General features: G+C 61.5%; 23 protein-coding genes and 1 tRNA gene. 8 read left to right on the forward strand and 16 right to left on the reverse strand.

From position 1 onward, the window contains the following. Positions 1 to 30: 30 nt before the first annotated feature. From pstB to pstS, 4 genes are read right to left on the reverse strand one after another with little or no spacing between them, the layout of a single operon-like run. Positions 31 to 834 (reverse strand): phosphate ABC transporter ATP-binding protein PstB, encoded by an 804-nt coding sequence (pstB, locus tag NKI54_RS12695; RefSeq protein ID WP_352691625.1) that lies wholly within the window; start codon positions 832 to 834, stop codon positions 31 to 33. Continuing rightward, entirely contained in the window at positions 831 to 1,682 is an 852-nt protein-coding gene (gene pstA / locus NKI54_RS12700; RefSeq protein WP_023678532.1) for a phosphate ABC transporter permease PstA, read from the reverse strand. Before pstA ends, pstB begins: the two co-directional genes overlap by 4 nt. Before the next feature lie 3 nt (positions 1,683 to 1,685). Then, on the reverse strand, positions 1,686 to 2,675 hold the full coding sequence (pstC, locus tag NKI54_RS12705) for a phosphate ABC transporter permease subunit PstC (RefSeq protein WP_352691628.1): 990 nt from the start codon (positions 2,673 to 2,675) through the stop codon (positions 1,686 to 1,688). 59 nt (positions 2,676 to 2,734) lie between these two features. Continuing rightward, on the reverse strand, positions 2,735 to 3,796 hold the full coding sequence (gene pstS / locus NKI54_RS12710; RefSeq protein ID WP_352574829.1) for a phosphate ABC transporter substrate-binding protein PstS: 1,062 nt from the start codon (positions 3,794 to 3,796) through the stop codon (positions 2,735 to 2,737). 652 nt (positions 3,797 to 4,448) lie between these two features. Here pstS and NKI54_RS12715 point away from each other — a divergent pair. Further along, on the forward strand, positions 4,449 to 4,802 hold the full coding sequence (locus tag NKI54_RS12715) for a hypothetical protein (RefSeq protein WP_352457960.1): 354 nt from the start codon (positions 4,449 to 4,451) through the stop codon (positions 4,800 to 4,802). An 84-nt stretch (positions 4,803 to 4,886) separates the two neighbouring features. Here the strand turns inward: NKI54_RS12715 and NKI54_RS12720 are convergent, their stop codons facing one another. After that, positions 4,887 to 5,858 (reverse strand): DUF2865 domain-containing protein, encoded by a 972-nt coding sequence (locus NKI54_RS12720; protein WP_352691630.1) that lies wholly within the window; start codon positions 5,856 to 5,858, stop codon positions 4,887 to 4,889. A gap of 334 nt (positions 5,859 to 6,192) precedes the next feature. Between NKI54_RS12720 and NKI54_RS12725 the strand changes: the two genes are divergently transcribed. Then, positions 6,193 to 6,408: a hypothetical protein gene (locus NKI54_RS12725; protein ID WP_023678527.1), complete on the forward strand. Its 216-nt coding sequence runs from the start codon at positions 6,193 to 6,195 to the stop codon at positions 6,406 to 6,408. 137 nt (positions 6,409 to 6,545) lie between these two features. Here the strand turns inward: NKI54_RS12725 and tolA are convergent, their stop codons facing one another. From tolA to NKI54_RS12745, 4 genes are all read right to left on the reverse strand, one after another. After that, positions 6,546 to 6,932: a cell envelope integrity protein TolA gene (gene tolA / locus NKI54_RS12730; RefSeq protein WP_352691632.1), complete on the reverse strand. Its 387-nt coding sequence runs from the start codon at positions 6,930 to 6,932 to the stop codon at positions 6,546 to 6,548. A 383-nt stretch (positions 6,933 to 7,315) separates the two neighbouring features. Continuing rightward, the gene (locus tag NKI54_RS12735; RefSeq protein ID WP_352574823.1) at positions 7,316 to 8,179 is read right to left on the reverse strand and encodes a glutathione S-transferase family protein; all 864 of its coding nucleotides are present in this window, start codon (positions 8,177 to 8,179) and stop codon (positions 7,316 to 7,318) included. A 27-nt stretch (positions 8,180 to 8,206) separates the two neighbouring features. Then, positions 8,207 to 8,788: a VOC family protein gene (locus NKI54_RS12740; RefSeq protein ID WP_352691634.1), complete on the reverse strand. Its 582-nt coding sequence runs from the start codon at positions 8,786 to 8,788 to the stop codon at positions 8,207 to 8,209. 418 nt (positions 8,789 to 9,206) lie between these two features. After that, on the reverse strand, positions 9,207 to 9,647 hold the full coding sequence (locus tag NKI54_RS12745) for an SRPBCC family protein (RefSeq protein WP_352691636.1): 441 nt from the start codon (positions 9,645 to 9,647) through the stop codon (positions 9,207 to 9,209). 116 nt (positions 9,648 to 9,763) lie between these two features. Here NKI54_RS12745 and NKI54_RS12750 point away from each other — a divergent pair, with 116 nt between their 5' ends. Further along, a complete protein-coding gene (locus NKI54_RS12750) occupies positions 9,764 to 10,831 on the forward strand; it encodes an adenylate/guanylate cyclase domain-containing protein (RefSeq protein ID WP_352691638.1) in 1,068 nt (355 codons plus the stop codon). A gap of 503 nt (positions 10,832 to 11,334) precedes the next feature. Here the strand turns inward: NKI54_RS12750 and NKI54_RS12755 are convergent. From NKI54_RS12755 to NKI54_RS12765, 3 genes are all read right to left on the reverse strand, one after another. Next, positions 11,335 to 11,409: transfer RNA gene (locus NKI54_RS12755), tRNA-Glu, on the reverse strand. Between the two features lie 90 nt (positions 11,410 to 11,499). Then, positions 11,500 to 11,907 (reverse strand): VOC family protein, encoded by a 408-nt coding sequence (locus NKI54_RS12760; protein ID WP_352634137.1) that lies wholly within the window; start codon positions 11,905 to 11,907, stop codon positions 11,500 to 11,502. After that, positions 11,904 to 12,287, reverse strand: coding sequence for a fimbrial protein (locus NKI54_RS12765; RefSeq protein ID WP_352634139.1), 384 nt, complete (start codon positions 12,285 to 12,287; stop codon positions 11,904 to 11,906). Before NKI54_RS12765 ends, NKI54_RS12760 begins: the two co-directional genes overlap by 4 nt. A gap of 26 nt (positions 12,288 to 12,313) precedes the next feature. Between NKI54_RS12765 and NKI54_RS12770 the strand changes: the two genes are divergently transcribed. The 3 genes from NKI54_RS12770 (at position 12,314) to NKI54_RS12780 (ending at position 15,397) form a co-directional block, all read left to right on the forward strand. Further along, on the forward strand, positions 12,314 to 13,354 hold the full coding sequence (locus NKI54_RS12770) for an RluA family pseudouridine synthase (RefSeq protein ID WP_352634141.1): 1,041 nt from the start codon (positions 12,314 to 12,316) through the stop codon (positions 13,352 to 13,354). Positions 13,355 to 13,541: 187 nt separating this feature from the next. Next, complete coding sequence (gene rpoH / locus NKI54_RS12775) at positions 13,542 to 14,453, forward strand: RNA polymerase sigma factor RpoH (RefSeq protein WP_023678514.1); 912 nt, start codon at positions 13,542 to 13,544, stop codon at positions 14,451 to 14,453. A gap of 434 nt (positions 14,454 to 14,887) precedes the next feature. Continuing rightward, entirely contained in the window at positions 14,888 to 15,397 is a 510-nt protein-coding gene (locus NKI54_RS12780) for a hypothetical protein (RefSeq protein ID WP_031212145.1), read from the forward strand. A gap of 182 nt (positions 15,398 to 15,579) precedes the next feature. Here NKI54_RS12780 and NKI54_RS12785 read toward each other — a convergent pair whose 3' ends face one another. From NKI54_RS12785 to NKI54_RS12800, 4 genes are all read right to left on the reverse strand, one after another. Next, positions 15,580 to 16,452 carry an MBL fold metallo-hydrolase gene (locus tag NKI54_RS12785; protein ID WP_352691640.1) on the reverse strand — a complete coding sequence of 291 codons (873 nt, stop codon included), beginning with the start codon at positions 16,450 to 16,452 and terminating at the stop codon, positions 15,580 to 15,582. Between the two features lie 150 nt (positions 16,453 to 16,602). Beyond that, positions 16,603 to 17,262: a peroxiredoxin gene (locus tag NKI54_RS12790; RefSeq protein WP_023720958.1), complete on the reverse strand. Its 660-nt coding sequence runs from the start codon at positions 17,260 to 17,262 to the stop codon at positions 16,603 to 16,605. 287 nt (positions 17,263 to 17,549) lie between these two features. Beyond that, positions 17,550 to 17,915 (reverse strand): cell division protein ZapA, encoded by a 366-nt coding sequence (locus tag NKI54_RS12795; protein ID WP_254816554.1) that lies wholly within the window; start codon positions 17,913 to 17,915, stop codon positions 17,550 to 17,552. Positions 17,916 to 17,919: 4 nt separating this feature from the next. Continuing rightward, positions 17,920 to 18,192 (reverse strand): DUF4164 domain-containing protein, encoded by a 273-nt coding sequence (locus NKI54_RS12800; protein ID WP_006200774.1) that lies wholly within the window; start codon positions 18,190 to 18,192, stop codon positions 17,920 to 17,922. 259 nt (positions 18,193 to 18,451) lie between these two features. On the opposite strand from NKI54_RS12800, the gene tkt reads away from it, so the two are divergent. Together tkt and gap are read left to right on the forward strand one after the other, a co-directional pair. Next, positions 18,452 to 20,443: a transketolase gene (gene tkt / locus NKI54_RS12805; protein WP_352457950.1), complete on the forward strand. Its 1,992-nt coding sequence runs from the start codon at positions 18,452 to 18,454 to the stop codon at positions 20,441 to 20,443. A gap of 158 nt (positions 20,444 to 20,601) precedes the next feature. After that, the gene (gene gap / locus NKI54_RS12810) at positions 20,602 to 21,612 is read left to right on the forward strand and encodes a type I glyceraldehyde-3-phosphate dehydrogenase (protein WP_023678507.1); all 1,011 of its coding nucleotides are present in this window, start codon (positions 20,602 to 20,604) and stop codon (positions 21,610 to 21,612) included. The last annotated feature ends 97 nt before the right edge of the window (positions 21,613 to 21,709 follow it).

A 21,709-nucleotide genomic window follows, 5' to 3' on the forward strand; every position in this document is an offset into this window, starting at 1 on the left:
TCCTGTCCTCATATGCATGATCGGAACGGCTCAGCCGAAGCGGCCAGTGATGTAGTCCTGCGTGCGCTTCTCGCGGGGCGACGTGAAGATCTTCTCGGTCCGGTCGAACTCGACCAGTTCACCCAGATACATGAAGGCGGTCTGGCGCGACACGCGCGCCGCCTGCTGCATGTTGTGGGTGACGATGACGATCGTGTAGTCGGCTTGCAATTCGTCGATCAGTTCCTCGATCTTGGCAGTCGACAGCGGGTCGAGGGCCGAAGCCGGTTCGTCGAGCAGAATGACTTCCGGCTTCACGGCCACGGTGCGGGCGATACAGAGCCGCTGCTGCTGGCCGCCAGATAGGCTCAAGCCGCTGGCGTTGAGCTTGTCCTTGACCTCGCTCCACAGCGCGGCGCGCTTCAACGCCTGTTCGACGCGGCCGTCCATCTCGGACTTGCCGAGGTTCTCGTAGAGCCTGACGCCGAAGGCGATGTTCTCGTAGATCGACATCGGGAACGGCGTCGGCTTCTGGAACACCATGCCGATCTTGGTCCTGAGGAGGTTGAGATCCTGCGACCGGTCGAGAATGTTCTTGCCGTCGAGCAGCACCTGGCCCTCGGCCATCTGTTTTGGGTAGAGCTCATAGATGCGGTTGAACACACGCAGCAGCGTCGATTTCCCGCAGCCCGAAGGGCCGATGAAGGCCGTGACACTGCGCTCAGGCAGCGACAGGCTGATGTCCTTCAGCGCCTTGCTCTGGCCGTAGTAGAAGTTGAGATTCTTGACCTCGATCTTCGTCTTCTCGGCGACCGTTTCGGCCATCGTCATGTCTGGGGACAACATCTGTGTCATCTGTCCTCTCTGCGTCCGGTAAGGCTGCGGGCGAGGATGCTCAAGCCCAGAACCGTCAGGGTGATTATGAGTGCGCCGGTCCACGCCAGTTGCTGCCATTCCTCGTAAGGGCTGAGAGCGAACTGGAAGATGGTCACCGGCAGGCTGGCCATCGGCGCGTTGATATTGCTGCTCCAGAACTGGTTGTTGAGCGCGGTGAAGAGCAGCGGCGCCGTCTCGCCGGAAATGCGTGCTATCGCCAGCAATATGCCGGTGACGATGCCGGACAATGCGGCGCGGTAGGCGACCGAACGGATCACCACCCAGCGTGGCGCGCCGATCGCGGCACCGGCTTCACGCAACGCGTTCGGCACCAGGTTGAGCATGTCTTCAGTGGTGCGCACGACCACCGGAATGACCAGGATGGCAAGCGCAACGGCGCCGGCAATGGCCGAGAAATGTCCCATTGGCCGCACCATCAGCTCATAGACAAACAAGCCGATGATGATCGACGGCGCCGACAACAGGATGTCGTTGATGAAGCGGACGACGGTGGTGATGCGCGAAAAGCGTCCATACTCGGCCATGTAGGTTCCCGCCAGCACGCCGATCGGCGTGCCGACGACAACGGCGATGATCGTCATCAGCAGGCTGCCCGCGATGGCATTGAGCAGGCCGCCGGCCTCGCCCGGTGGTGGCGTCATCTCGGTGAAGACCGCGAGCGAAAGCCCGGCTGTGCCCTTATAGACCAGTGCGCCGAGAATGAGCGCCAGCCAGGCAAGCCCGATGCCGGCGGCGACGACGCAAAGCGCCATCATCACCGAATTCCTGGCTTTGCGGCGGCTGTGGAGCGATGAGGATGTCGACATCGGTCAGGCTCCCGTACGGGCGTCGATCCGCATCAGCATATAGCGGGCGGCGGCAAGGATCAGGAAGGTGATGGCGAAGAGGATCAGGCCGAGCGCCACCAGCGAGGAGGTGTAGAGGTCGCCGTCGGCCTCGGTGAATTCATTGGCGATGGTCGCCGAGATCGTCGTGCCCGGCGCGAACAGGGAGGCACTGATGCGGTGGGCGTTGCCGATGACGAAGGTCACCGCCATGGTCTCGCCGAGCGCCCGGCCCAGGCCAAGCATGACGCCGCCCATGATGCCGATGCGGGTATAGGGAATGACCACGCGCCGGGTCACTTCCCAGGTCGTGCAACCGATGCCATAGGCCGATTCCTTCAGCACCGCCGGCACCGTATCGAAGACGTCTTTGGTGATCGAGGTGATGAAGGGCAGCACCATGATGGCAAGGATCAGCGCCGAGGTCAGAAGGCCGATGCCGTAAGGAGGGCCGGCGAAAAGGCTGGATAGTCCCGGCACGCCGTGGAAGACGTTGATGATGAAGGGCTGTATCGCCGTCTGCAGGAACGGCGCGAACACGAACAGGCCCCAGATGCCGTAGATGATCGAAGGAATGCCGGCCAACAGCTCGACCGCTATGCCGATCGGGCGCCTGAGCGGGCGCGGGCAGAGCTCGGTGAGAAAGACTGCAATGCCGATGCCGATCGGAACCGCGATCAGGATGGCGATGGCCGCCGTGACCAGGGTGCCGTAGATCGGCGCCAGTGCGCCAAATTTTTCCGTGACCGGATTCCAACTTTCAGTCGTCAGGAAGGAGAAACCGAAGGACGACAGCGCCTGCCACGAGCCGGCAAACAGCGAGATCGCGACACCGCCGAGGATGACCAGCACAAGAATTGCGGAAGCGCGGGTGAGTCCGCGGAATATGGCATCGGTGAGCGCGAAGCGCCGCACCGTAGCTTCCCTGGCCCGGGCTGCTGCAGATGATGGCATGGCATCGGAAGCGATGGTCATTGGGTCCTCGCGATTAAAGGCAACAGGGAGGGCGCCGTCGACGCCCTCCCTGGAGGAGATTACATAGCCGAGTAGAGCGGCTTGCCGTCGTCGCCGACAACTTCCTTGGCCCACATGGCCTTGACGCTCTCGACCACCTTGTCGGGCATCGGAACGTAGTCCAGCTCGCCGGCCATCTCGTCGCCCTTGTCGTATGCCCAGGCGAAGAATTTGAGCGCTTCGCCGGTGGTCGCGGCATCATCCGGCTTCTTGTAGAGCAGGATCCACGTTGCCGCCGTCATCGGCCAGGACTCGGCGCCCGGCTCGTTGGCGAGGATGACGCCATAGCCCGGCTGCGAGCTCCAGTCGGCATTGGCCGCTGCCGCCGAGAACGCCGCCGCGGCGGGCTCGACCTTCTTGCCGTCCTTGTTGATCATATCGGTGTGGGTGAGCTTGTTCTGCTTGGCGTAGGCATATTCGACATAACCGATCGCGCCGCCGGTCTGGGAGACGTTGTTGGCAACGCCCTCATTGCCCTTGGCGCCGATGCCGACCGGCCATTCCACGGCCTTGTCGACGCCGACCTTTTCTTTCCAGTCCGCGCTGACGTCGCCGAGGTAATAGGTGAAGTTGAACGTCGTGCCCGAACCATCGGAACGGTGAACGACCGCGATCGCCTGCGAAGGCAGCTTGACGTCGGGATTAAGCTTCTTGATCGCTTCGTCATCCCAGCTCGTGATCTTGCCGAGGAAGATGTCGGCCAGCGTCGGGCCGTCGAGAACCAACTCGCCCGGCTTGATGCCTTCGAGATTGACGACGGGAACGATGCCGCCCATCACCATCGGGAATTGAGCCAGTCCGGACGCTTCAAGCTCGTCGCCCTTGAGCGGCGCATCCGAAGCGCCGAAGGTAACGGTCTTGGCTTTGATCTGCTTGATGCCGCCGCCGGAACCGATCGACTGGTAGTTAAGGCCAATGCCGGTGTCTTTCTTGTAGGTGTCGGCCCACTTCGCATAGATCGGGTAGGGGAAGGTGGCGCCGGCGCCGGAGATGTCCGCGGCGAGCGCGGCGGACAGGGTGAGGGTGGTCGTCGCCGCAGCCATTGCAATCGCAACGGCCGCCGAGCGGATGAAATGTCTCATGTGGCCTGCTCCTGTTCGGAATATGGTCTCTCGGCGCCATTCCTCCGGCGCCCGCTGAGGCCAATAGCCCCCGATTATTACAGTCGCATGACAGTTTCATGTCGCTCCGGTAACGTCGTCCAGCCGGGTAAGAAGGAGCGGCCGCGGGCTTTGTCGGCATGGGCCGCGGTTTGCCGCTGGAATCAGCAGCTTGCTTGAATTCCGGCCGGCATCGTCTGCTCGGCGATCGTAGCCACCGGCTTTAAAAGAAAAAAAGCCGGACGGGAGCGCGTTGCATGCAGCCAGAACGTGTCATGGCCGCGCCATCGCCGAAACAGGTCCGTTGGGGTAAATCTGACCCTGTTTCTTGCCGGCGGTCGCTGCTCCCGCCCGTAACTGGAGGAGCGGAACTTCGAATATCCCATTGTCGCCACTGAGCGCGGCTTTGGTATGGTGCGATCGCACCATGACCTTACGCTGGAAGCGTTGACGAATCGCAAGGTTCTAACTCGCGCTGGACCTCCATCCGCGCCCGACCCGGCGCTGGATCTTCGAGCAACGCCTTCGACTGGAAATGCGACGACTCTACTTCACGGTATCTACTCCCTTCGCCCTATTCCGCCGGTTGTCGGTTAGGCCGAAGCAGCGTTATAAGCTTGCAGGGGTATTGCTGATGTCTCGACGGATTCTGCCTGTCTTCCTGTGCCTGGCGCTGCCTCTGGGAAGCGGCTGCGCGCGCAGCTATGACGGCACCGTCATCATTCCCAAGCCGCTCGATGTTCGCCGTTTCTGGGACAGGCCTTCGCCGCAGGCGCAAGCCGAACAGTCGCAACTGGAGACCGACGTCTTTCCAGTGGCGCCGCAAACGCCGAAAAGGCCGGCGGTGCGCAGGAGCGCGGCTTCCGTTGCAGCGCCTCGGAGGAGGGTCACCAACAACCCGCCCATGCTGTCGCCGGAGCCGACGAAGCCGCTAACTTGCAAGAATGTCAGCGAGCCCGGCAAACGGGCCCGCATGGTCTGCGAATAACCAGCCGACGTCGGTCGATGCGCACGGCTCCAGGCCTTGAAGCGGCTATCCGATCCGGCCGTCTCGGAACATCGCCCGCCTTGGTCAGTCCGCCGGGAAGAAGGCCGGCCCGACCACTCTCACCGGCCGCGCGCCGATCGCTCTTTCGATCGACTGATGCTGGGCAACCCCCTGCACTTCGGCAGCCTGCGTTTTTGCCTCTTGCGGAACGGCACCGGCGGTTTCGATCCCGGATTCAGGAATTTCCGCGACGATGCCAAAATCCGGCTTTGCCGTCGGCAACGGTATGATGGCATTGGTCATGTTGGCCGGTGTCACGGTTCGTGCCCTGAGCTCGGCGACGCGCCGATAATAGCGCTTGACGTCGCAGGCCTTGAAGTTCGCGTCGTCGCGGTACCGGAACGCGGCAGGTAGCTCCACATAGGGTTTTCCCGACTCGAGCGCGACCATCTCCTCGGTCTCGCGAGTGGCGTCGCTCAGCGTATAGAGGTCGACGCCGGCATCGTCGCAGATGTAGCGACACTGATCGACCATTTCCTTCAGATCGTCGCTCTTGGCGAACTGCGATTTTGGCGCGGGGAAGAAATATCCGTCCGACAAGCGAACGCAAAACAGCATCCGATTGCCGCCAATTGTTGTGCCTGCGGACTGGGCCTTGGGTGCCGTGCGTTGCTGCGCCGGCTGTTTCTTGGCAGCAGGGGCGGCGCAGCCCAGCGCGACAAACCTGGCCTTCAATCCGGACGTGTCCCTGCTCGAATTCGACAGTCTGGCGATCTGCCGTTGCACCTCCGCCTTGCTGCTGACCAGGTCGGCGCAGGGATTGAAGAAGAAGCCGGCCGTTCTCGCCGTGCATCTGCGTTGTCTCTCAAGCTTTTGAATCGCGGCGAGTTGCCGGCGCAGTTGGGCAAGCTCGGGGCTGGTCCCGCCGCTGCGCCCCGCCGAAAGCAATTGGCTCCTGATGGCACCGCAGCTATCCGCGTAGGAGAAGGATGTGCCGAGCGCAACGGCTATTGCCGACACCAGCATCAGAATCGTGAGGGGCCAGAAGCGTGTCATTGGAACGACCATTATCCTTGTTGCACCGAGAACAGGATTTCTTTGTCGACTATGGATAAGTACTAGCTAAATCAGTCTTTCCTAATTGGAGTAGATCAAATCGCCACCAGAGACTTTAGCTCTAGTGTATTAGATCCACTCGTGTAAATTCAATATTACATTTTTATTTCAAGATTGAGACGAACCGGCAGCAACGCCGGCGGACGCCCGCCACGGCGAAGTTTTGATGCGCGCGGCGGGTTCGGCATCGCGATCAATCCGGCGTTACCGGCCGGCCGTTGCTGAAACCTTAGCCCTGGGATCGGCGTTGAGCGGCCAAAGGAGGAGACCGCAAATGTCGATCCACTTCACTGTCGCGGACCTGACCAGGAATCTGTTCCATTCACTTGGGTTGGACCATGAACGCGCACCGAGGCCACTCGACCACGAGCAGAGGCTTTTGCTGGAGTGCTATCTCGCCGGCCAGATACCGGAATCGGCCTGGAGCGACTATGTCTTCGAGATGCCGGAACTGGCGCGACATGTCGAGGCCAGACGAAGGCGCCACTAAAGCGCATCGCGGTCGACCGGGCCTCATGCGACGCGCTTAGGTTCTTGTCTAATGCATGTCGTTGTCGCAAAACCGCTGCACACTTTTGCGCGACATGCACTAGATCCCGAAAAGTGGAATCCGGTTTTTGGAAAAGATCAAGGCGAAGCCTTCACTCGCGGTGCAGCCTGTTCTTGTTTGGGCGAGTTGAATTGCAGAGTGAACACCTTGCCCGGGATGCCTTGAGCCAACGCCGGTGAAAAGCTCAACGGCAGGCAATGGTCCACGGCCGCGACCGCCGCGTCGACAAAAGCTTGGCGCGTCTTCTCCTCGCCGGCGACGCGGATGGCGGTCGGCTTGGGCCGGCCGATCAGCGTGCCATCGCGCCTGAAGCTGAAGCTCAGGGTGACGGTGGAATTCCCGGCATTCGCCGGAGGGGTCCAGCACGCCTGGATGGCAGCCCCGACCTCGGGCATGGTGTTGAGCGTCGCTGCATTCGATTGACCGGTTGCGCCCACCAGCATGGCGCCTGCGATCACGATCATTCCAGCAATGCTTTTCATGGCAGGGCCTCTGTCCTTGAACCGCCCTCGACGACGTGACTAACTTCGATGGTAGGGCCGACATCGGCGATGACAAGATGCCGGCAACGCGCTTCATCAGCCATTCAGGCGTCGTGAAGCGCCGTCAGCCGCAAACTTCGGCAGGGCTGCAATAAGCAAAGGCCGGCGAGCAGCCGACCTTTGCTTTCCATCCGCGCCAGTACATCCGTGGTCGCAAGCTGGAGGTGGATACCAGTAGAAAGGGTTTCGGTTAACGAAACCTTAAGCTCCCCACATCGTGCAAACAGGGGAGAGTAAGAAAGAATTACCCCAGATCATTACCGGCTCCCGCAGAACGTGCGGACGATCGCCGGCCTGCACGTGCCTCATGCGTTGGCCTGCGACCTCACATAGGCGATATAGCCGCGCACGTCGCCGGCCGGCTCGGCATAGGCCTTGCCGAGCTTCTTCTCGATCGCCGCCATATAGTCTTTTGCCCATTGGGGCAGCGCATAGTCGATGACGGCGAGGAATTCGAGCGTCGCCGCCAGGCGGATGTCGGCGATCGACGGGTTCTTGCCGCCGATGAACGGCTTGCCGTTCCTGAAGAAGCTGTGAAACACCTCCAGCGGCTCGGCTATCGCTTCTATAGCGGCCTTCTGGGCTTCCGACTTCTTGTCGGGGTGGGCGTCGCTGTGGCCGACCTCGCCGGCATATTGCGGGAAATTCAGTACAGGATATGTGGCGCGCGCCACATAGGGGTAGAGCGTGCCGATCAGGTAGAACATGGCGCTGTCGATCATTGCCCGCTTGGCCGGCGCCTTGGGATATAATTTCTCCAGCCCGTGCTTGTTGGCGAGATACTGCATGATGGCGCAGCTTTCCCACAAGACACCTCTCGGCAGGCCCTTGTCCTCGATCATCGGCGTAAGATGGGCCGGGTTTCGCGCCATATATTCGGGCGAGCGCGTGAGGCCCCAAACGTCGGTTTCGGAATGATCGAGCCCGGCGGCGCGTGCAAACACCCGAACGCTCATATTGTTGACGCTGGGCTTCAGCATGCTGAGCGTGAGCGCCGGCTTTTTCGCAGGCTTCGCCTTGGCCTTCGCGGGCTTTCTGCCGGAGACCTTCGTCGCCGGCCTTGCCACTTTCGCCGCTGACTTGGCGGCGGCTTTGGCCGCCGGCTTCGCTCCTGGTTTGGCTGCCTTGGCGGCGGGCTTTTTCGCACTCTTCGTTGCTGTCTTTGCCATTATGTCCTCCCTTTGTTTGGCGTGTCGTCAGTATGGATTTTTCGGTGCGCGATCCTCCGACAAGGTTGCGCGCAAGTGCTCGACAAGCGCCTGGATCGCATCGGCAAGGTGCACTTCGGCGATGTTGTAATCGCCGCGCGCGACGCGGATCTTGTGCGCCTTCATCAGCACGTCGGCATGGGTGAAGCCCGCGGGCGGCTCGAAACGATAGGAGGCGAGCTCGATCAGAAGGCCGAGCGGATCCTCGAAGTAAATCGAATCCATGAAACCGCGATCCTTGACGCCGCTGTGCTTGATTTCACGCTCGTTGAGCCGGGCGACCGCCTGCAAGAAGGTGACGCGCGACACCGCGAAAGCGATGTGATGGACGCAGCCAGTATCGGTTGGCGTGCGCCGCTTGACCGGCGTGCGGCTTTCGTCGGTGAAGACGGTGATCAGCCGGCCGTCGCCCGGATCGAAATAGAGATGGCTTTCGCTTGCCTTGTCGAGATTGGGCTGCTCGAAGATGAAAGGCATGCCAAGCACGCCCTCCCAGAAATCGATGGAAGTCTGGCGCCCGGCGCCGACCAGCGTGATGTGATGGACGCCTTGTGATTGCAGCTTCTGCATCTGACTCCTCCCGGCCACGCCGTCTTGCCGCCGAACGGAAGTTCGGATGCCCAGTCCCGCTTGGATCGGCGCCCGGCATGTGACCGCGCCCGGCCTCGCTCGCCTGCGCTCCGCATTCCGCATCCTGCAGGAGTGCGGCCGGAGCTTTGATGAACGGATGCTAATTCAATCCGAGGCGTTGCGCCAGAAGCGCTGAGTTTCAAGAACTCCACGCAGGCGCCAAGAGCGGCACCGGGATCGCGGACGCCTTCGCCGAGCTCGCTGAAACGATCCGTCGCCGGCAGCTGTAATGGTGCGGCGGCCCGCAGGTCGCTAGGTTTCCCGAGCGGCCGGTTTGGCGACGGCAGGTCAAAGGGGCCTCGTTGACGCATGCCGCGCCTGGTTCGGATTACGGGCATCCGCGGCCCTTAGATGAAAATCACATATTCTTCATCGGCACGTCGGGATCGACATGTCCCCCATCGGCAGTGATCTTCAGCCTTGAGAGGTAGTGGTCCCATCCCCTTCGGTGGCTGTCACGCTCCTTTGCGTTCGGCAGTCCGCTGTGCGTGAAGCGGATCAGTGTCCCCGCATCCCTCGCGATCAGGTCGATCTCGACATGGCTGGAGCCGGGCGGCACGGTCTCGTTGTCTTCCCAGCCAAAACTGTAGGCAAGACGGTGGACCGGGATCACCTCGGTGAACTCACCGCGCGCCATATGGCGACCACCGACATTGACGAGGAACAGACCGCCCGGCGATGCATCCAAATTCGCTTCGGTTCCGATCCATCGCACGATCTGGTCCGGATCCGTCAAAAGCGCGAACACGGTCGCTTGTGGCGCGGCGACCTCAATCTCTGTGTAAACCGATTCCGCCATCGCTCACTCCAGGTCACATCCGCATCGAATGCCGTGCATGATTGAAGCGAATATGGGGAGTTGCAAGAAGATGTTCGAGGCGTAAGCATAAGGCGGTGCCGAGTGACCTTCTACCGATGCTTCTCGCAAACTCGCTTTCATTCCTTCTGGACGACGCCGCGCATATTGGCGACGGTGGGCGACTTCTGTTGCAGCTCTCAACGCATTTGATGGAAGACGGCTTGCCGATCATCGCCGGCGCGCTGGCGCAGGATGCTCCCGACCCGATTATCTCACGCCGCATCTGGCTCTGGCGAGCGCCTGGGGGTGAAGTGGTCGAGGCTTTGGGGATAGGCGCCGACCGCCAGAATGCCGATCCCCGGCTTGTGCTGCGGGAGTGGCTTGGCACGACGCGGGCGATCGTGTTCGACGAGCGAGCGGGCGGTGTCGCACCGACTTTGGTGTGGGCGTTCGATCATACTCCGGATGAGGCGCAGTCAGAGCTGCTGCGGCAAATCTCCCGGTTTGCTGCGGCTCCGATGACCGCACTCGCAGAACGGTCCGCGAAACGCGCATTGCTCGAGGCATATTTGGGAAAGCGCAGTGCAGCACATGTGCTCAACGGTCATTCTCGTCGAGTAAAGGGAGAGACGATACGGGCTGCGCTTCTGTGCGCGGACCTTCGAGGTTTCACCGATCTATCCGAGGTTCATGATGCAGACGAGATCGTATTGGTACTTGATGCCTGGTTCGATTGCGTCGCCGGCGCGGTGCACGCATTTGGTGGTGAGGTTCTCAAGTTTATAGGTGATGGCGTCCTCGCGATTTTCCCGATTGGCGAGCGCGATGCAAATGCCGCATGTGACGCTGCGGTACGCGCCGTGAAGGCCACGCGCGCCGGGATAGATCATCTCAACCAAACTCGGCGCCGCAATGGCGGCCCTGAGCTCGGATATGGCATTGGCCTGCATGTCGGCGAGATACTCTGGGGGAATATCGGCACTGCCGGCAGGTTGGACTTCACCGCGATCGGCAAGGCTGTAAATCTTGTCAGCCGCATCGAAGGGCAGTGCAAGCCGTTGGGACGGACGGTGCTCGCGTCGACAGTGTTCGAGGCAGAAACTACCGAGCGGATGATCGCCATGGGCAGTCATCCGCTCGGAGGAATAGCAGGCGCGCAAACACTTTTCGGCTTGCCGGAATAGATCGAATGGTTGAGCCCGCCGTGGATGTGTCGTTCGCAGCATATCTTGGTATCGTGCGAAGCCATGACTGAGAGAAATTCGAACGGCAAAGAAGCTACGATACTGCAACTGGAGTATGGCGCGTTTAGAGCCCAGCCATGCGCGTCGCGCGCAGCTTCGCTGGCGGGTGCTAAGGGCCTTCCCGGCATCCACCCTTCGAGGGAGAGGCGCCTTCGCCGAGCTCGCCAAAACGATCCGCCGCCGGCAGCTGTAGCTCAGGTCGGCTCCAGGCAGTGCCGACCAGCGTGATGGACGCCTTGCGATTGTAGTTTCTGTATCTGGCTCCTCCCCGCGTGGCATCGACTCAGCGCGACGTTCTGCGCGCCGCTAACGCTGTGCCTCAAGACCCACGATGCAATGCTAATGCAATCGGCTCCGCTGCGCCGGAAGCGGCAATGAGCCAAACCCGCCGCGACCCAAGGCGATGGATCGGATTGATGGTTTGCCGAGAGTTTGGAGAGACTTGGTACGCCCAAGGGGAATCGAACCCCTGTTCCCGCCGTGAGAGGGCGGTGTCCTGACCGCTAGACGATGGGCGCGTTCAAGAACCGGCGATATAGGCTGACGGCTGGCAAAAAGCAACTAGGCTCAAGGCCACTGCTCGCACAGACGAAATATCCGCTACAAGCCTAGCGTTTTTGCTCGATCAGGTCCCAGAGATTTCCATAAAGGTCGGCGAAAACCGCGACCGTGCCATAAGCCTCGTGGCGTGGAGCTTCGCGGAACTCGACGCCTTTTTCGAGCATCAGCGCATGGTCGCGGGCAAAATCGTCGGTTTCGAGGAACAAAAAGACCCGCCCGCCGGTCTGGTTGCCGACGGCGTGCCTTTGCGCATCGCCGGATGCTTCGGCGAGAAGCAGCCGCGCGCCCTGCCCTTTGCGCGGCGTGATCGTGACCCAGCGTTTGCCGCCGCCGAGATCGACATCTTCGGTGAGGACAAAACCCAGTTGGTCGACATACCACGAGATCGCCTCGTCATAATTTGCGACGACAAGCGCGACCGTGGCAATGCTGCGGTGTTCGGCAAAACCGGTCATTTGTTCCTGATCGAAAAACGCCCGACGATGCGGCGCTCGGTGATGTCATAAACGAAGATGGCGCGGCTGCCGTCGGGCAGCTCGGCGTCGATCGACAGGTGATTGCCGGAGAGCGATTGGCTGATCACCCTGGCGCCGACCGGCAGCACGATGTCGCCGTTGACCGTTTCGCCGATCGGCACCTGGATGTCGCTGCTTAGCGGAGGGGCGGTAGGCGGCGCGTTGCGCGCTTTGTAGACAAGTGCTGCGATCACCACCATAAGGGCGAGGAACAGCAGGCCGAGATTGATGGCGACGAAGCGGACGAGCTTCCTCCGCACCTTTTCGACCTCGGGGTCGAGCGGCTTTTCCTCGTCTTCGTCGGCAAGCGGCCGGGCCATGGCAGCAGATTCCGGAACTGTTTTCGATGAGCGCTCATAACGAAGAGGTCAGACAATTAATAGGGGCCGGACCGATCGTCCTGGAGGCGGGCGCTGATGCGGCCGGCCAGCGGCTCGACCAATGGCTGGCGGCCAGGCTCGGCCCCGACATGTCGCGCAGCCGGGTACAGATGCTGATAAAGCAGGGCGCCGTCAGGATCGGCGGCAGGCAGGTCGACGAAACGAAGCGCAAGATGGCACAAGGTGACAGCGTGTCGGTCGACATGCCGGAGCCGGAACCGGCGGAGCCGCAAGGCGAAGATATTGCGCTGGACGTCCTCTACGAGGACAGCGAGCTGATCGTCATCAACAAGCCGGCCGGGCTGGTCGTGCATCCCGGCGCCGGCAACTGGACCGGCACGCTGGTCAACGCGCTGATCCATCATTGCGGTGATAGCCTGTCGGGCATCGGCGGGGTGAGACGGCCGGGCATCGTCCACCGCCTCGACAAGGAGACCAGTGGCGTCATGGTCGTCGCCAAGACCGATCGCGCCCACAAGGCGTTGTCGGAGGCCTTTGCCGACCACGGCCTGACCGGCGATCTCGAGCGCGCGTATCTGGCGTTGGTCTGGGGCATACCGGCAAGGCCGACCGGGACGGTCGACGCGCCGCTCGGCCGCGCCGCCGACCGGGTACGCCGCGCCGTGGTGCCGCAAGGCCGCGACGATGCCCGCCACGCCGTCACGCATTTCACCGTTGTCGAGCGCTTTGGCGAGCAGCAGCAGGAATTCGCCACGGCGAGCCTGGTCGAATGCCGGCTGGAAACCGGTCGCACTCACCAGATACGCGTCCACATGGCCCATATCGGCCATCCGGTGATTGGCGACCCCGAATACGGCCAGGCTTTCCGCACCAAGGCCAATCGGTTGCCCGAGCCGCTAAGAAGCAAGGTAAAAGCGTTTCCGCGACAAGCTTTGCACGCCCGCCTCCTTGCATTTCGGCATCCGGATACCCATCTAACGATGAGGTTCGAAGCACCGATACCGTGGGACATGGAGGAACTCGTCGACGGCTTCCGCAAGCTCTGAACCAACCACCTGAAAACCTGACCGGCGCTGTTCACTTCAACGTGACACACTGTTTCGTGTTGAACAAATGCCTGTCTTTCTGGTTTTGTTCCTATATATGTCGGTTGGTGCGAATGTGCCTTTGGCATTCGCGCCACATGCCCGCCGCGTTTCGGGGGCATCACTCCAATAGAGAGGGGGCGCTATCATGGCCCAGTCATTACCCAGTATCGTTTCCGGCGAAGGCGGTCTCAGCCGCTACCTGGAAGAAATCCGCCGCTTTCCGATGCTTCAGCCGCAGGAAGAGTACATGCTCGCCAAGCGCTATGCCGAGCATGAGGACACCACGGCTGCGCACAAGCTCGTCACCAGCCACCTTCGGCTCGTCGCCAAGATCGCCATGGGCTATCGCGGCTATGGCCTGCCGATCGGTGAGGTGATCTCGGAAGGCAATGTCGGCCTGATGCAGGCCGTCAAGAAATTCGAACCGGAGCGCGGTTTCCGTCTCGCCACCTATGCGATGTGGTGGATCAAGGCCTCGATCCAGGAATACATCCTGCGCTCGTGGAGCCTGGTCAAGATGGGCACCACCGCCAACCAGAAGCGCCTGTTCTTCAACCTGCGCAAGGTGAAGGGCAAGATCCAGGCGCTCGACGAAGGCGATTTGAAGCCCGATCAGATCACCGAGATTGCCACCCGGCTGAACGTCTCGGAAGCGGAAGTCGTGTCGATGAACCGTCGTCTGTCGGGCGACGCCTCGCTCAATGCGCCCATCCGGGCCAGTGAAGGCGAGTCCGGCGAATGGCAGGACTGGCTGGTCGACGACCACGAAAGCCAGGAAGAGATGCTGATCGAGCAGGACGAGTTGGAAAACCGGCGCGGCATGCTGTCGGGCGCTCTTGCCGTGCTCAACGACCGCGAACGCCGCATCTTCGAGGCGCGCCGCCTCGCCGATGAGCCGTTGACGCTTGAAGAGCTGTCGGCCGAGTTCGATATCAGCCGCGAGCGCGTGCGCCAGATCGAGGTGCGCGCCTTCGAGAAGGTGCAGGACGCGGTCAAGGCCGCAGCCAAGCGCCAGACGCAGGCGCTGCGCACCATCGAGGCGCAGCCGGCGGCGTAAGGCCTTCCGGTAGAAACAAATAACGGCGGCGTCAGGTAACTGGCGCCGCCGTTTTTTTCTAAAGCGCGTCGCGTTCGGCCGGCCTTGTGCGACGCGCTTTAGAGTCTTGTTTTTATGCATGTCGTTATCGCAAAACCGCTGCACACTTTTGCGCGACATGCATTAGCGGGTTGCCGGTTCCGCGGCGCCTTCGCGGATGTCCGATCCGCCGCTATAACTGCTCAGTAGCCCCCAGACGATCGCATCGATAGCGGCATTACCGCAATTTTCCCCAAGCCCTGAAAACCGCAAGACTGCAAGCTGTGGCGGCAATGTTGCGGCGCCGACCGCGGCATTCCACAACCCGGCGCTCGCGGCAGGCAGCGCGACAACGAGCCGCCGGGGCTGCGCCGGGCAGTTGAGCTCGTTTATTGAAAACGAAAGGCAGTGTGACGATGACCATTTCTCCGTTTCTGGCCGCTCTCGGATCCGAAGGTCCGCCAGCCGACCGAGCGAAAGACATGGCCCTGTATGGATGGCTAATTGGAAGCTGGGAAATGGACTCGGTCCACTACCTCGACGACGGCACAATCCAGAAATGGGATGGCGAATGCCATTTTGGCTGGGTGCTCGAAGGCCGCGCGATTCAGGACGTTTGGATCAGGCCCAAGCGCCCTGCGCCGTCGACGATGTATGGTACGACCTTGCGCATCTTCGACCCTGGGATCGATGGCTGGCATATCATATGGAACGACCCGCTCAACCGGGATCACTCGCGCCAGATCGGGCGGGCCGAGGGTAAGGACATTGTCCAGCTCGGCAATGACTCGCGCGGTCTGCAAACTCGATGGCGTTTCACTGAGATCACTGCCACCAGCTTCCATTGGATCGGCGAGGAAAGATCTTCCGAGAGCGATCCTTGGCAAATCACGTATGAACATTTAGCCCGCCGAACAAAACCCTGACGCTGGACTGGCTGGCGTCTGCGCTGCTCCTCATCCGGCTGCCACCACCGTCCTCCCGCATGGACCTCTCGGATTCAAACATCGCAAAAATCGAATCAGGATCAATAGCTTGGACGACCATCGCAGAACGATGAGGGCGGCGCCGAGTCTGAATGGCACTGTAGTGCCAGCGACCCATCTCCTCACAGGCAATCGAGCGGAAATTTCAGATAGCGCCGCCCGTTGGATTCCGGTTCCGGCACGCGTCCGCCATTCATATTGACCTGCAGCGCGTGCAGGATCAGCCGCGGCATCGGCAACGTCCTGTCGCGGGCCTGGCGGAGCGCGACGAAGTCGGCTTCCGCCTTGCAGCCGGCAACATGGATGTTGCCGGCTTTCTGCTCCGCGACCGTGCTTTCCCACCGCGCTTCGCGACCGCCCGGCTGGTAGTCGTGACCGACGAACAGACGTGTCTCGTCCGGCAGCGCCAGGATGTCCTCGATCGAGTGCCAGAGCCGCTCGGCACTGCCGCCGGGAAAGTCCGTCCTCGCGGTGCCGCTGTCCGGCATGAACAGCGTGTCGTGGATGAAGGCGGCGTCGCCAATGACGTAAGTGATCGAGGCCAGTGTGTGGCCCGGCGAGAACAGCACTCTTGCCGGAAGGCCGCCGACCGAAAAAGGCGCGCCGTCGGCGAACAGCCTGTCCCATTGCGAACCGTCGGCGGGGAATTCCGGCCAGTTGTAGATCACCTTCCACAATTTCTGGACGTCGATGACCTTTTCGCCGATTGCCGTCGGCGCTCCGGTTCTCCCCCTCAGATAATGGGCGGCGGAGAAATGATCGGCATGCGGATGCGTGTCGAGGATCCACTCGACCTCCAGCCCGCTTTCCCTGACGAAGTCGAGCAGGGCGTCGGCGTTTTTCGTTGCCGTTGCACCGGACCTTTCGTCGAAGTCGAGCACCGGATCGATGATGGCGCATTTGCGGGTCGCCATGTCGGCGACCACATACTGGACGGACCCGCTCGGCTTGTCATAGAAGCCGGTGACCTGCGACCTGGCCGATAATGCGTCCAATCCCAGCCCCCTTGATCCTCACCGTGGCAGGAATGACTTTCTCTGCCACGGCAAATGAAAGGCATGGTTGTCCGTCAACCAGGCGCCGTCAAGCACCCCATACTCACACGACCAGGAAAACCGAAAATTCTCCGTGCCGCCTCTGCCTGCTCAGGCGGAAGGCTGCTTGGTTTTCCTGAGATATGGCAGGATCGTCTCATAGGCGCCGAAGCGCTTGATGGCATCCTCATTGGAGACGGCAGCGGTGATGATGACGTCCTCGCCCTGCTTCCAGTTCGCCGGCGTCGCCACCTGGTGCTTGGCGGTCAGCTGCATGGAATCGATCGCGCGCAGGATTTCGTCGAAGTTGCGGCCGGTCGTCATCGGATAGGTGAGAACCAGCTTGATCTTCTTGTCGGGCCCGATGACGTAAACCGAACGCACCGTGGCATTGTCGGCGGGCGTGCGGCCTTCCGAGCTCTCGCCGGCACCCGCCGGCAGCATCTCGTAAAGCTTGGCGACCTTGAGATCCTTGTCGCCGATCAGCGGGTAGTTCACCGAATGGCCGGTCGCGGTCTTGATGTCGTTCTGCCACTTTCCATGGCTTTCGACAGGATCGACCGAGATGCCGATGATCTTGACGTTGCGCTTCCTGAACTCGCCTTCGAGCCCGGCCATCGTGCCGAGTTCGGTCGTGCAAACCGGCGTAAAGTTCTTCGGATGGCTGAACAATACAGCCCAGCCGTCGCCGATCCATTCATGGAAGCTGATTGGTCCTTGCGTAGTCTCAGCGGTGAAGTCCGGGGCGATATCGTTGATACGAAGGCTCATGGCGTGTCCCTACCTGTTTGGCTTGCCGCTGGCATTGAACGACCCAGCCGCGCTGCTTGCCTTTCTAACACTGCGGCGTCATCCTTCAAGTGGCTGTTGACGCTAGGATAGTGGCCGGCCTCAAAAAATTTTTGTCACTTAGGTGGGAAATACAGCAGCGATTTCCGCGCTGGCGAAAAAGCCCCGGAGGGTTGGTTAAACGCGCAGGCATTTCCGACGACTGTTCGGCTCAGACGCTGCCCATTCCGCCGTTAAGTGACGTCGCGTCAATGAGGCGACGCGACGCGCTACGCCTTGTTCACTGCCAGCGTCGTCGCCAGGTCTTCCATGCGCTGGGCCAGTGCGCCGAGCGCCCCGGTCAGCACGGAATCGTTCTTGTCGGCCTTGGTCAGTGCATCGTCGCGCGTCTTGCGCAGCGTCAGCACTTCGCTTTCCATGCCCTTGACCCGCTTTTGCAGTTCCGAAAGCTCGTCCATGACCATGATGCCGGCCATCACGGTCAGCCGCTGGTCGCCGATCTCGCCAAAAGAATCCTTCAGATGCGAGACATAGCGGTCGAAGCGCTCTGCAAGATCGATCAGATGCTCTTCCTGGCCCTCGTCGCAGGCCATCCGATACTGCTTGCCGTCGATGGAAACCGTGACTTGTGCCATTGGCCTACCTGTCCAGTACCGCGCGGATGGTTTCCATCGCTGTCACCAGCCTTCGCGACACTTCCTTGTTGGCATCTTCCAGCCGTTCGGCGCGAGCCTCGGAATTGTCGAGCTCCTGCGCCAGCCGCGAGCGGTCGGCGTTCATCCGCTGCACTTCGGCCTCGGCTTCCGAATAGTCCCGCTCGTGCTCGAGCTTGGCCGCGACGGCGTTTTCCAGCCCTTCGATGGCCTTACCCAGCCTGGCAATGACTTCTTTGAGGGTCGTTTCCCCGGTCATGGCTTTCGTCCTGCGCCCTGCCCATCACCGAATCATCCACGTTCAGAACGCGTTATCCCTGAAACATTACGCGTCGTGTGAACCGCACGTCAATAAAGCTGTCGCGACTGTCCCCTGCTAACGCTAATGTAAGTCGCGCATGGCCATCACAAGACCGGCAAAAGCACACCGATTTGTTGACTAAAAGGCCGCGCCTGCTATGTGTCGCGCACCTTTTCAACGGCTTTCCCAAGGCCCAAACCCCCATTTTGGAGGAAGCATGACTTCGCGCGAACAACATGACCGGATGGCCAACGCGATCCGTTTTCTCGCCATGGACGCTGTGGAGAAGGCAAACTCCGGCCATCCCGGATTGCCCATGGGCTGCGCCGACATCGCCACGGTGCTGTTCACCCGCTTTCTCAAATACGATCCGAAGAACCCGCATTGGCCGGACCGCGATCGCTTTATCCTGTCGGCCGGCCACGGCTCGATGCTGCTTTACTCGCTGCTCTATCTGACCGGCTACGAAGACATCACCATCGACCAGATCAAGCAGTTCCGCCAATTGGGGTCGAGGACCGCGGGCCACCCGGAATACGGCCATGCCGCCGGCATCGAGACGACGACAGGCCCACTCGGCCAGGGCCTTGCCAATTCGGTCGGCTTCGCACTCGGCGAGCGCATCATGAATGCCGCTTTCGGCAACGATCTCGTCGACCACTACACCTATGTGCTGGCCGGCGACGGCTGCCTGATGGAAGGCGTATCCCAGGAAGCCATCGCGCTTGCCGGACATCTGAAGCTGAACAAGCTGATCGTCTTCTGGGACAACAACAACATCTCGATCGATGGCCCGGTGTCGCTGGCCGACAACACCGACCAGGTCGCCCGCTTCCAGGCGTCCGGCTGGAATGCTAGCCATATCGACGGCCAGGACCCGGAAGCGATCGCCTATGCCATCGAAGCGGCCCGCCACTCCGACAAGCCGACGATGATTGCCTGCAAGACGACGATCGGTTTCGGCGCGCCGACCAAGGCCGGCACCAACAAGGCGCATGGCTCGCCGCTCGGTGCCGAGGAAATCGCCGGTGCCAGAAAATTCTTCGGCTGGGATTCGCCGCCCTTCGAGGTTCCGGCCGATATTCTCGACGCATGGCGTACCGCCGGGCGGAGCGGCGTCAAGGCGTGCACCGACTGGGAAAGCCGCCTTGCCAAGGCTGATGCCAAATTGCGCGCAGAGTTCGAACGCCGCATCAGTGGCACGCTGCCGGCCAGCTTCGACGCCGTCATTGGCGATTACAAGAAGAAGCTCGCCGCCGACAAGCCGAAGGTCGCCACCCGTAAGTCATCGGAAATGGCGCTGGAGGTCATCAACGGCGCCGTGCCCGAAACCATCGGCGGCTCGGCCGATTTGACCGGCTCCAACAACACCAAGACCAGCCAGACCAAGAACATCACCGCCGACGATTACGGCCAGCGCTACGTTCATTACGGCGTTCGCGAGCACGGCATGGCGGCCGCGCTCAACGGGCTGACATTGCATGGCGGCATTATCGCCTATGGCGGCACTTTCATGTGCTTTTCCGATTATGCCCGTCCGGCGATGCGGCTTGCTTCGCTGATGGGCATCCGCTCGATCTTCGTCATGACCCATGATTCCATCGGCCTTGGCGAAGACGGCCCGACCCATCAGCCGGTCGAGCATCTGGCAGCACTTCGCGCCATTCCGAACCACAATGTCTTCCGCCCGGCCGACGCGGTGGAAACCGCGGAATGCTGGCAGTTGGCCATTGAGTCGGAAAAGACGCCTTCGACATTGGCGCTGACCCGGCAGAACCTGCCGACGGTACGCAACGACTTCGTTGCGGAAAACCTCTCCAGCCGCGGCGCCTATGAACTTGCCGCCGCCAGTGGCGAGGCGGCGGTGACGATCTTCGCTTCGGGCTCCGAGGTCGAGATCGCGCTGGCCGCCCGCGAGGCCTTGGAAAAGCACGGCCACGCGACCCGCGTCGTCTCGGTGCCGTGCTTCGAATTGTTCGACAAGCAGAGCGCCGACTATCGCAGCAGGACGATCGGCAATGCGCCGCTCAAGATTGCCATCGAAGCCGGCATCCGTCAGGGCTGGGATCACTTCATCGGCACCGACGGCATCTTTGTCGGCATGACCGGCTTCGGCGCCTCCGGCACCATCGAACAGCTCTACCCGCATTTCGGCATCACAGCCGAGGCAACGGTGAAGGCGGCGGAAGCCCGTCTGCATGGCAAATGAAAGTGAGCCCCGCCCGGCAAAGGCTGGCATAGCGGTTTTGCCGGGCGGTGGAGCACTAATCGATTTAAATCCACGCCTCGGCGGCTGGATTCTTTGCCCGTCCGCCGTTATGAAGCTGCGGACTTGATCTTCGGCCTCCAACTCCCAGGGAGAGAACAATGACCGTCAGAGTTGCCATCAACGGATTCGGCCGCATCGGCCGCAACATCCTGCGCGCCATCCATGAATCCGGCCGCAAGGATATCGACGTCGTCGCGGTCAACGATCTCGGCCCGGTCGAGACCAACGCGCATCTGCTGCGCTTCGACAGCGTGCATGGCCGCTTTCCGCACGAGGTGACGGTTGACGGTGACCAGATCATCGTCGGCAAGGAAAAATTCAAGGTCACCGCGATCAAGGATCCGACGCAACTGCCCTGGAAGGAGCTTGGCATCGACATCGCGCTCGAATGCACCGGCATCTTCACCGCCCGCGACAAGGCCGTCGCCCATCTGACCGCCGGTGCCAAGCGCGTTCTCGTCTCCGCTCCGGCAGAGGGCGCCGATCTCACCGTCGTCTATGGCATCAATCACGACAAGCTGACCAAGGACCACATCGTCATCTCGAACGCCTCCTGCACCACCAACTGCCTGGCGCCGCTGGCGGCCGTGCTGAATGAGGCGGTCGGCATCGAAAAGGGCATGATGACGACGATCCATTCCTACACCGGCGACCAGCCGACGCTGGACACCATGCACAAGGACCTCTACCGCGCCCGCGCCGCCGCGCTGTCGCAGATTCCGACCTCGACCGGTGCTGCCAAGGCCATCGGCCTGGTACTGCCCGAGCTCAAGGGCAAGCTCGACGGCATATCCATCCGCGTGCCGACCCCGAACGTCTCGCTCGTCGATTTCAAGTTCATCGCCAAGCGGCCGACCACCGTCCAGGAGATCAATGACGCGGTGATCGCCGCCTCGAACGGCAAGCTGAAGGGCATCCTCGCCGTTACCCGTCACCCCAATGTTTCGATCGACTTCAACCATGATCCGCATTCCTCGATCGTGGCGCTCGACCAGACCAAGGTCATGGACGGCAACTTCGTTTCGGTGCTGTCGTGGTACGACAATGAGTGGGGCTTTTCCAACCGCATGGGCGATACCGCCGTCGCCTTCGGCAAGACCATCGCCTGATCGGAGAGCCAGCTTCTCGACCTGGAGACGCCCGGCTCAGTCCGGGCGTTTTTCATTGCAGCACGAACCGCCGAGGCACGCTCCGCTGCTCGGGGGT

The sequence above is a fragment of the Mesorhizobium sp. M0663 genome, from assembly GCF_040320585.1.
Classification (GTDB): Bacteria; Pseudomonadota; Alphaproteobacteria; order Rhizobiales; family Rhizobiaceae; genus Mesorhizobium.

Coding starts and splice junctions, on each gene's coding strand:
- pstB (WP_352691625.1), bottom strand. CDS start 834: ATGACACAGATGTTGTCCCCAGACATGACGATGGCCGAAACGGTCGCC.
- pstA (WP_023678532.1), bottom strand. CDS start 1,682: ATGTCGACATCCTCATCGCTCCACAGCCGCCGCAAAGCCAGGAATTCG.
- pstC (WP_352691628.1), bottom strand. CDS start 2,675: ATGACCATCGCTTCCGATGCCATGCCATCATCTGCAGCAGCCCGGGCC.
- pstS (WP_352574829.1), bottom strand. CDS start 3,796: ATGAGACATTTCATCCGCTCGGCGGCCGTTGCGATTGCAATGGCTGCG.
- NKI54_RS12715 (WP_352457960.1), top strand. CDS start 4,449: ATGTCTCGACGGATTCTGCCTGTCTTCCTGTGCCTGGCGCTGCCTCTG.
- NKI54_RS12720 (WP_352691630.1), bottom strand. CDS start 5,858: ATGACACGCTTCTGGCCCCTCACGATTCTGATGCTGGTGTCGGCAATA.
- NKI54_RS12725 (WP_023678527.1), top strand. CDS start 6,193: ATGTCGATCCACTTCACTGTCGCGGACCTGACCAGGAATCTGTTCCAT.
- tolA (WP_352691632.1), bottom strand. CDS start 6,932: ATGATCGTGATCGCAGGCGCCATGCTGGTGGGCGCAACCGGTCAATCG.
- NKI54_RS12735 (WP_352574823.1), bottom strand. CDS start 8,179: ATGGCAAAGACAGCAACGAAGAGTGCGAAAAAGCCCGCCGCCAAGGCA.
- NKI54_RS12740 (WP_352691634.1), bottom strand. CDS start 8,788: ATGCAGAAGCTGCAATCACAAGGCGTCCATCACATCACGCTGGTCGGC.
- NKI54_RS12745 (WP_352691636.1), bottom strand. CDS start 9,647: ATGGCGGAATCGGTTTACACAGAGATTGAGGTCGCCGCGCCACAAGCG.
- NKI54_RS12750 (WP_352691638.1), top strand. CDS start 9,764: ATGCTTCTCGCAAACTCGCTTTCATTCCTTCTGGACGACGCCGCGCAT.
- NKI54_RS12760 (WP_352634137.1), bottom strand. CDS start 11,907: ATGACCGGTTTTGCCGAACACCGCAGCATTGCCACGGTCGCGCTTGTC.
- NKI54_RS12765 (WP_352634139.1), bottom strand. CDS start 12,287: ATGGCCCGGCCGCTTGCCGACGAAGACGAGGAAAAGCCGCTCGACCCC.
- NKI54_RS12770 (WP_352634141.1), top strand. CDS start 12,314: ATGAGCGCTCATAACGAAGAGGTCAGACAATTAATAGGGGCCGGACCG.
- rpoH (WP_023678514.1), top strand. CDS start 13,542: ATGGCCCAGTCATTACCCAGTATCGTTTCCGGCGAAGGCGGTCTCAGC.
- NKI54_RS12780 (WP_031212145.1), top strand. CDS start 14,888: ATGACCATTTCTCCGTTTCTGGCCGCTCTCGGATCCGAAGGTCCGCCA.
- NKI54_RS12790 (WP_023720958.1), bottom strand. CDS start 17,262: ATGAGCCTTCGTATCAACGATATCGCCCCGGACTTCACCGCTGAGACT.
- NKI54_RS12795 (WP_254816554.1), bottom strand. CDS start 17,915: ATGGCACAAGTCACGGTTTCCATCGACGGCAAGCAGTATCGGATGGCC.
- NKI54_RS12800 (WP_006200774.1), bottom strand. CDS start 18,192: ATGACCGGGGAAACGACCCTCAAAGAAGTCATTGCCAGGCTGGGTAAG.
- tkt (WP_352457950.1), top strand. CDS start 18,452: ATGACTTCGCGCGAACAACATGACCGGATGGCCAACGCGATCCGTTTT.
- gap (WP_023678507.1), top strand. CDS start 20,602: ATGACCGTCAGAGTTGCCATCAACGGATTCGGCCGCATCGGCCGCAAC.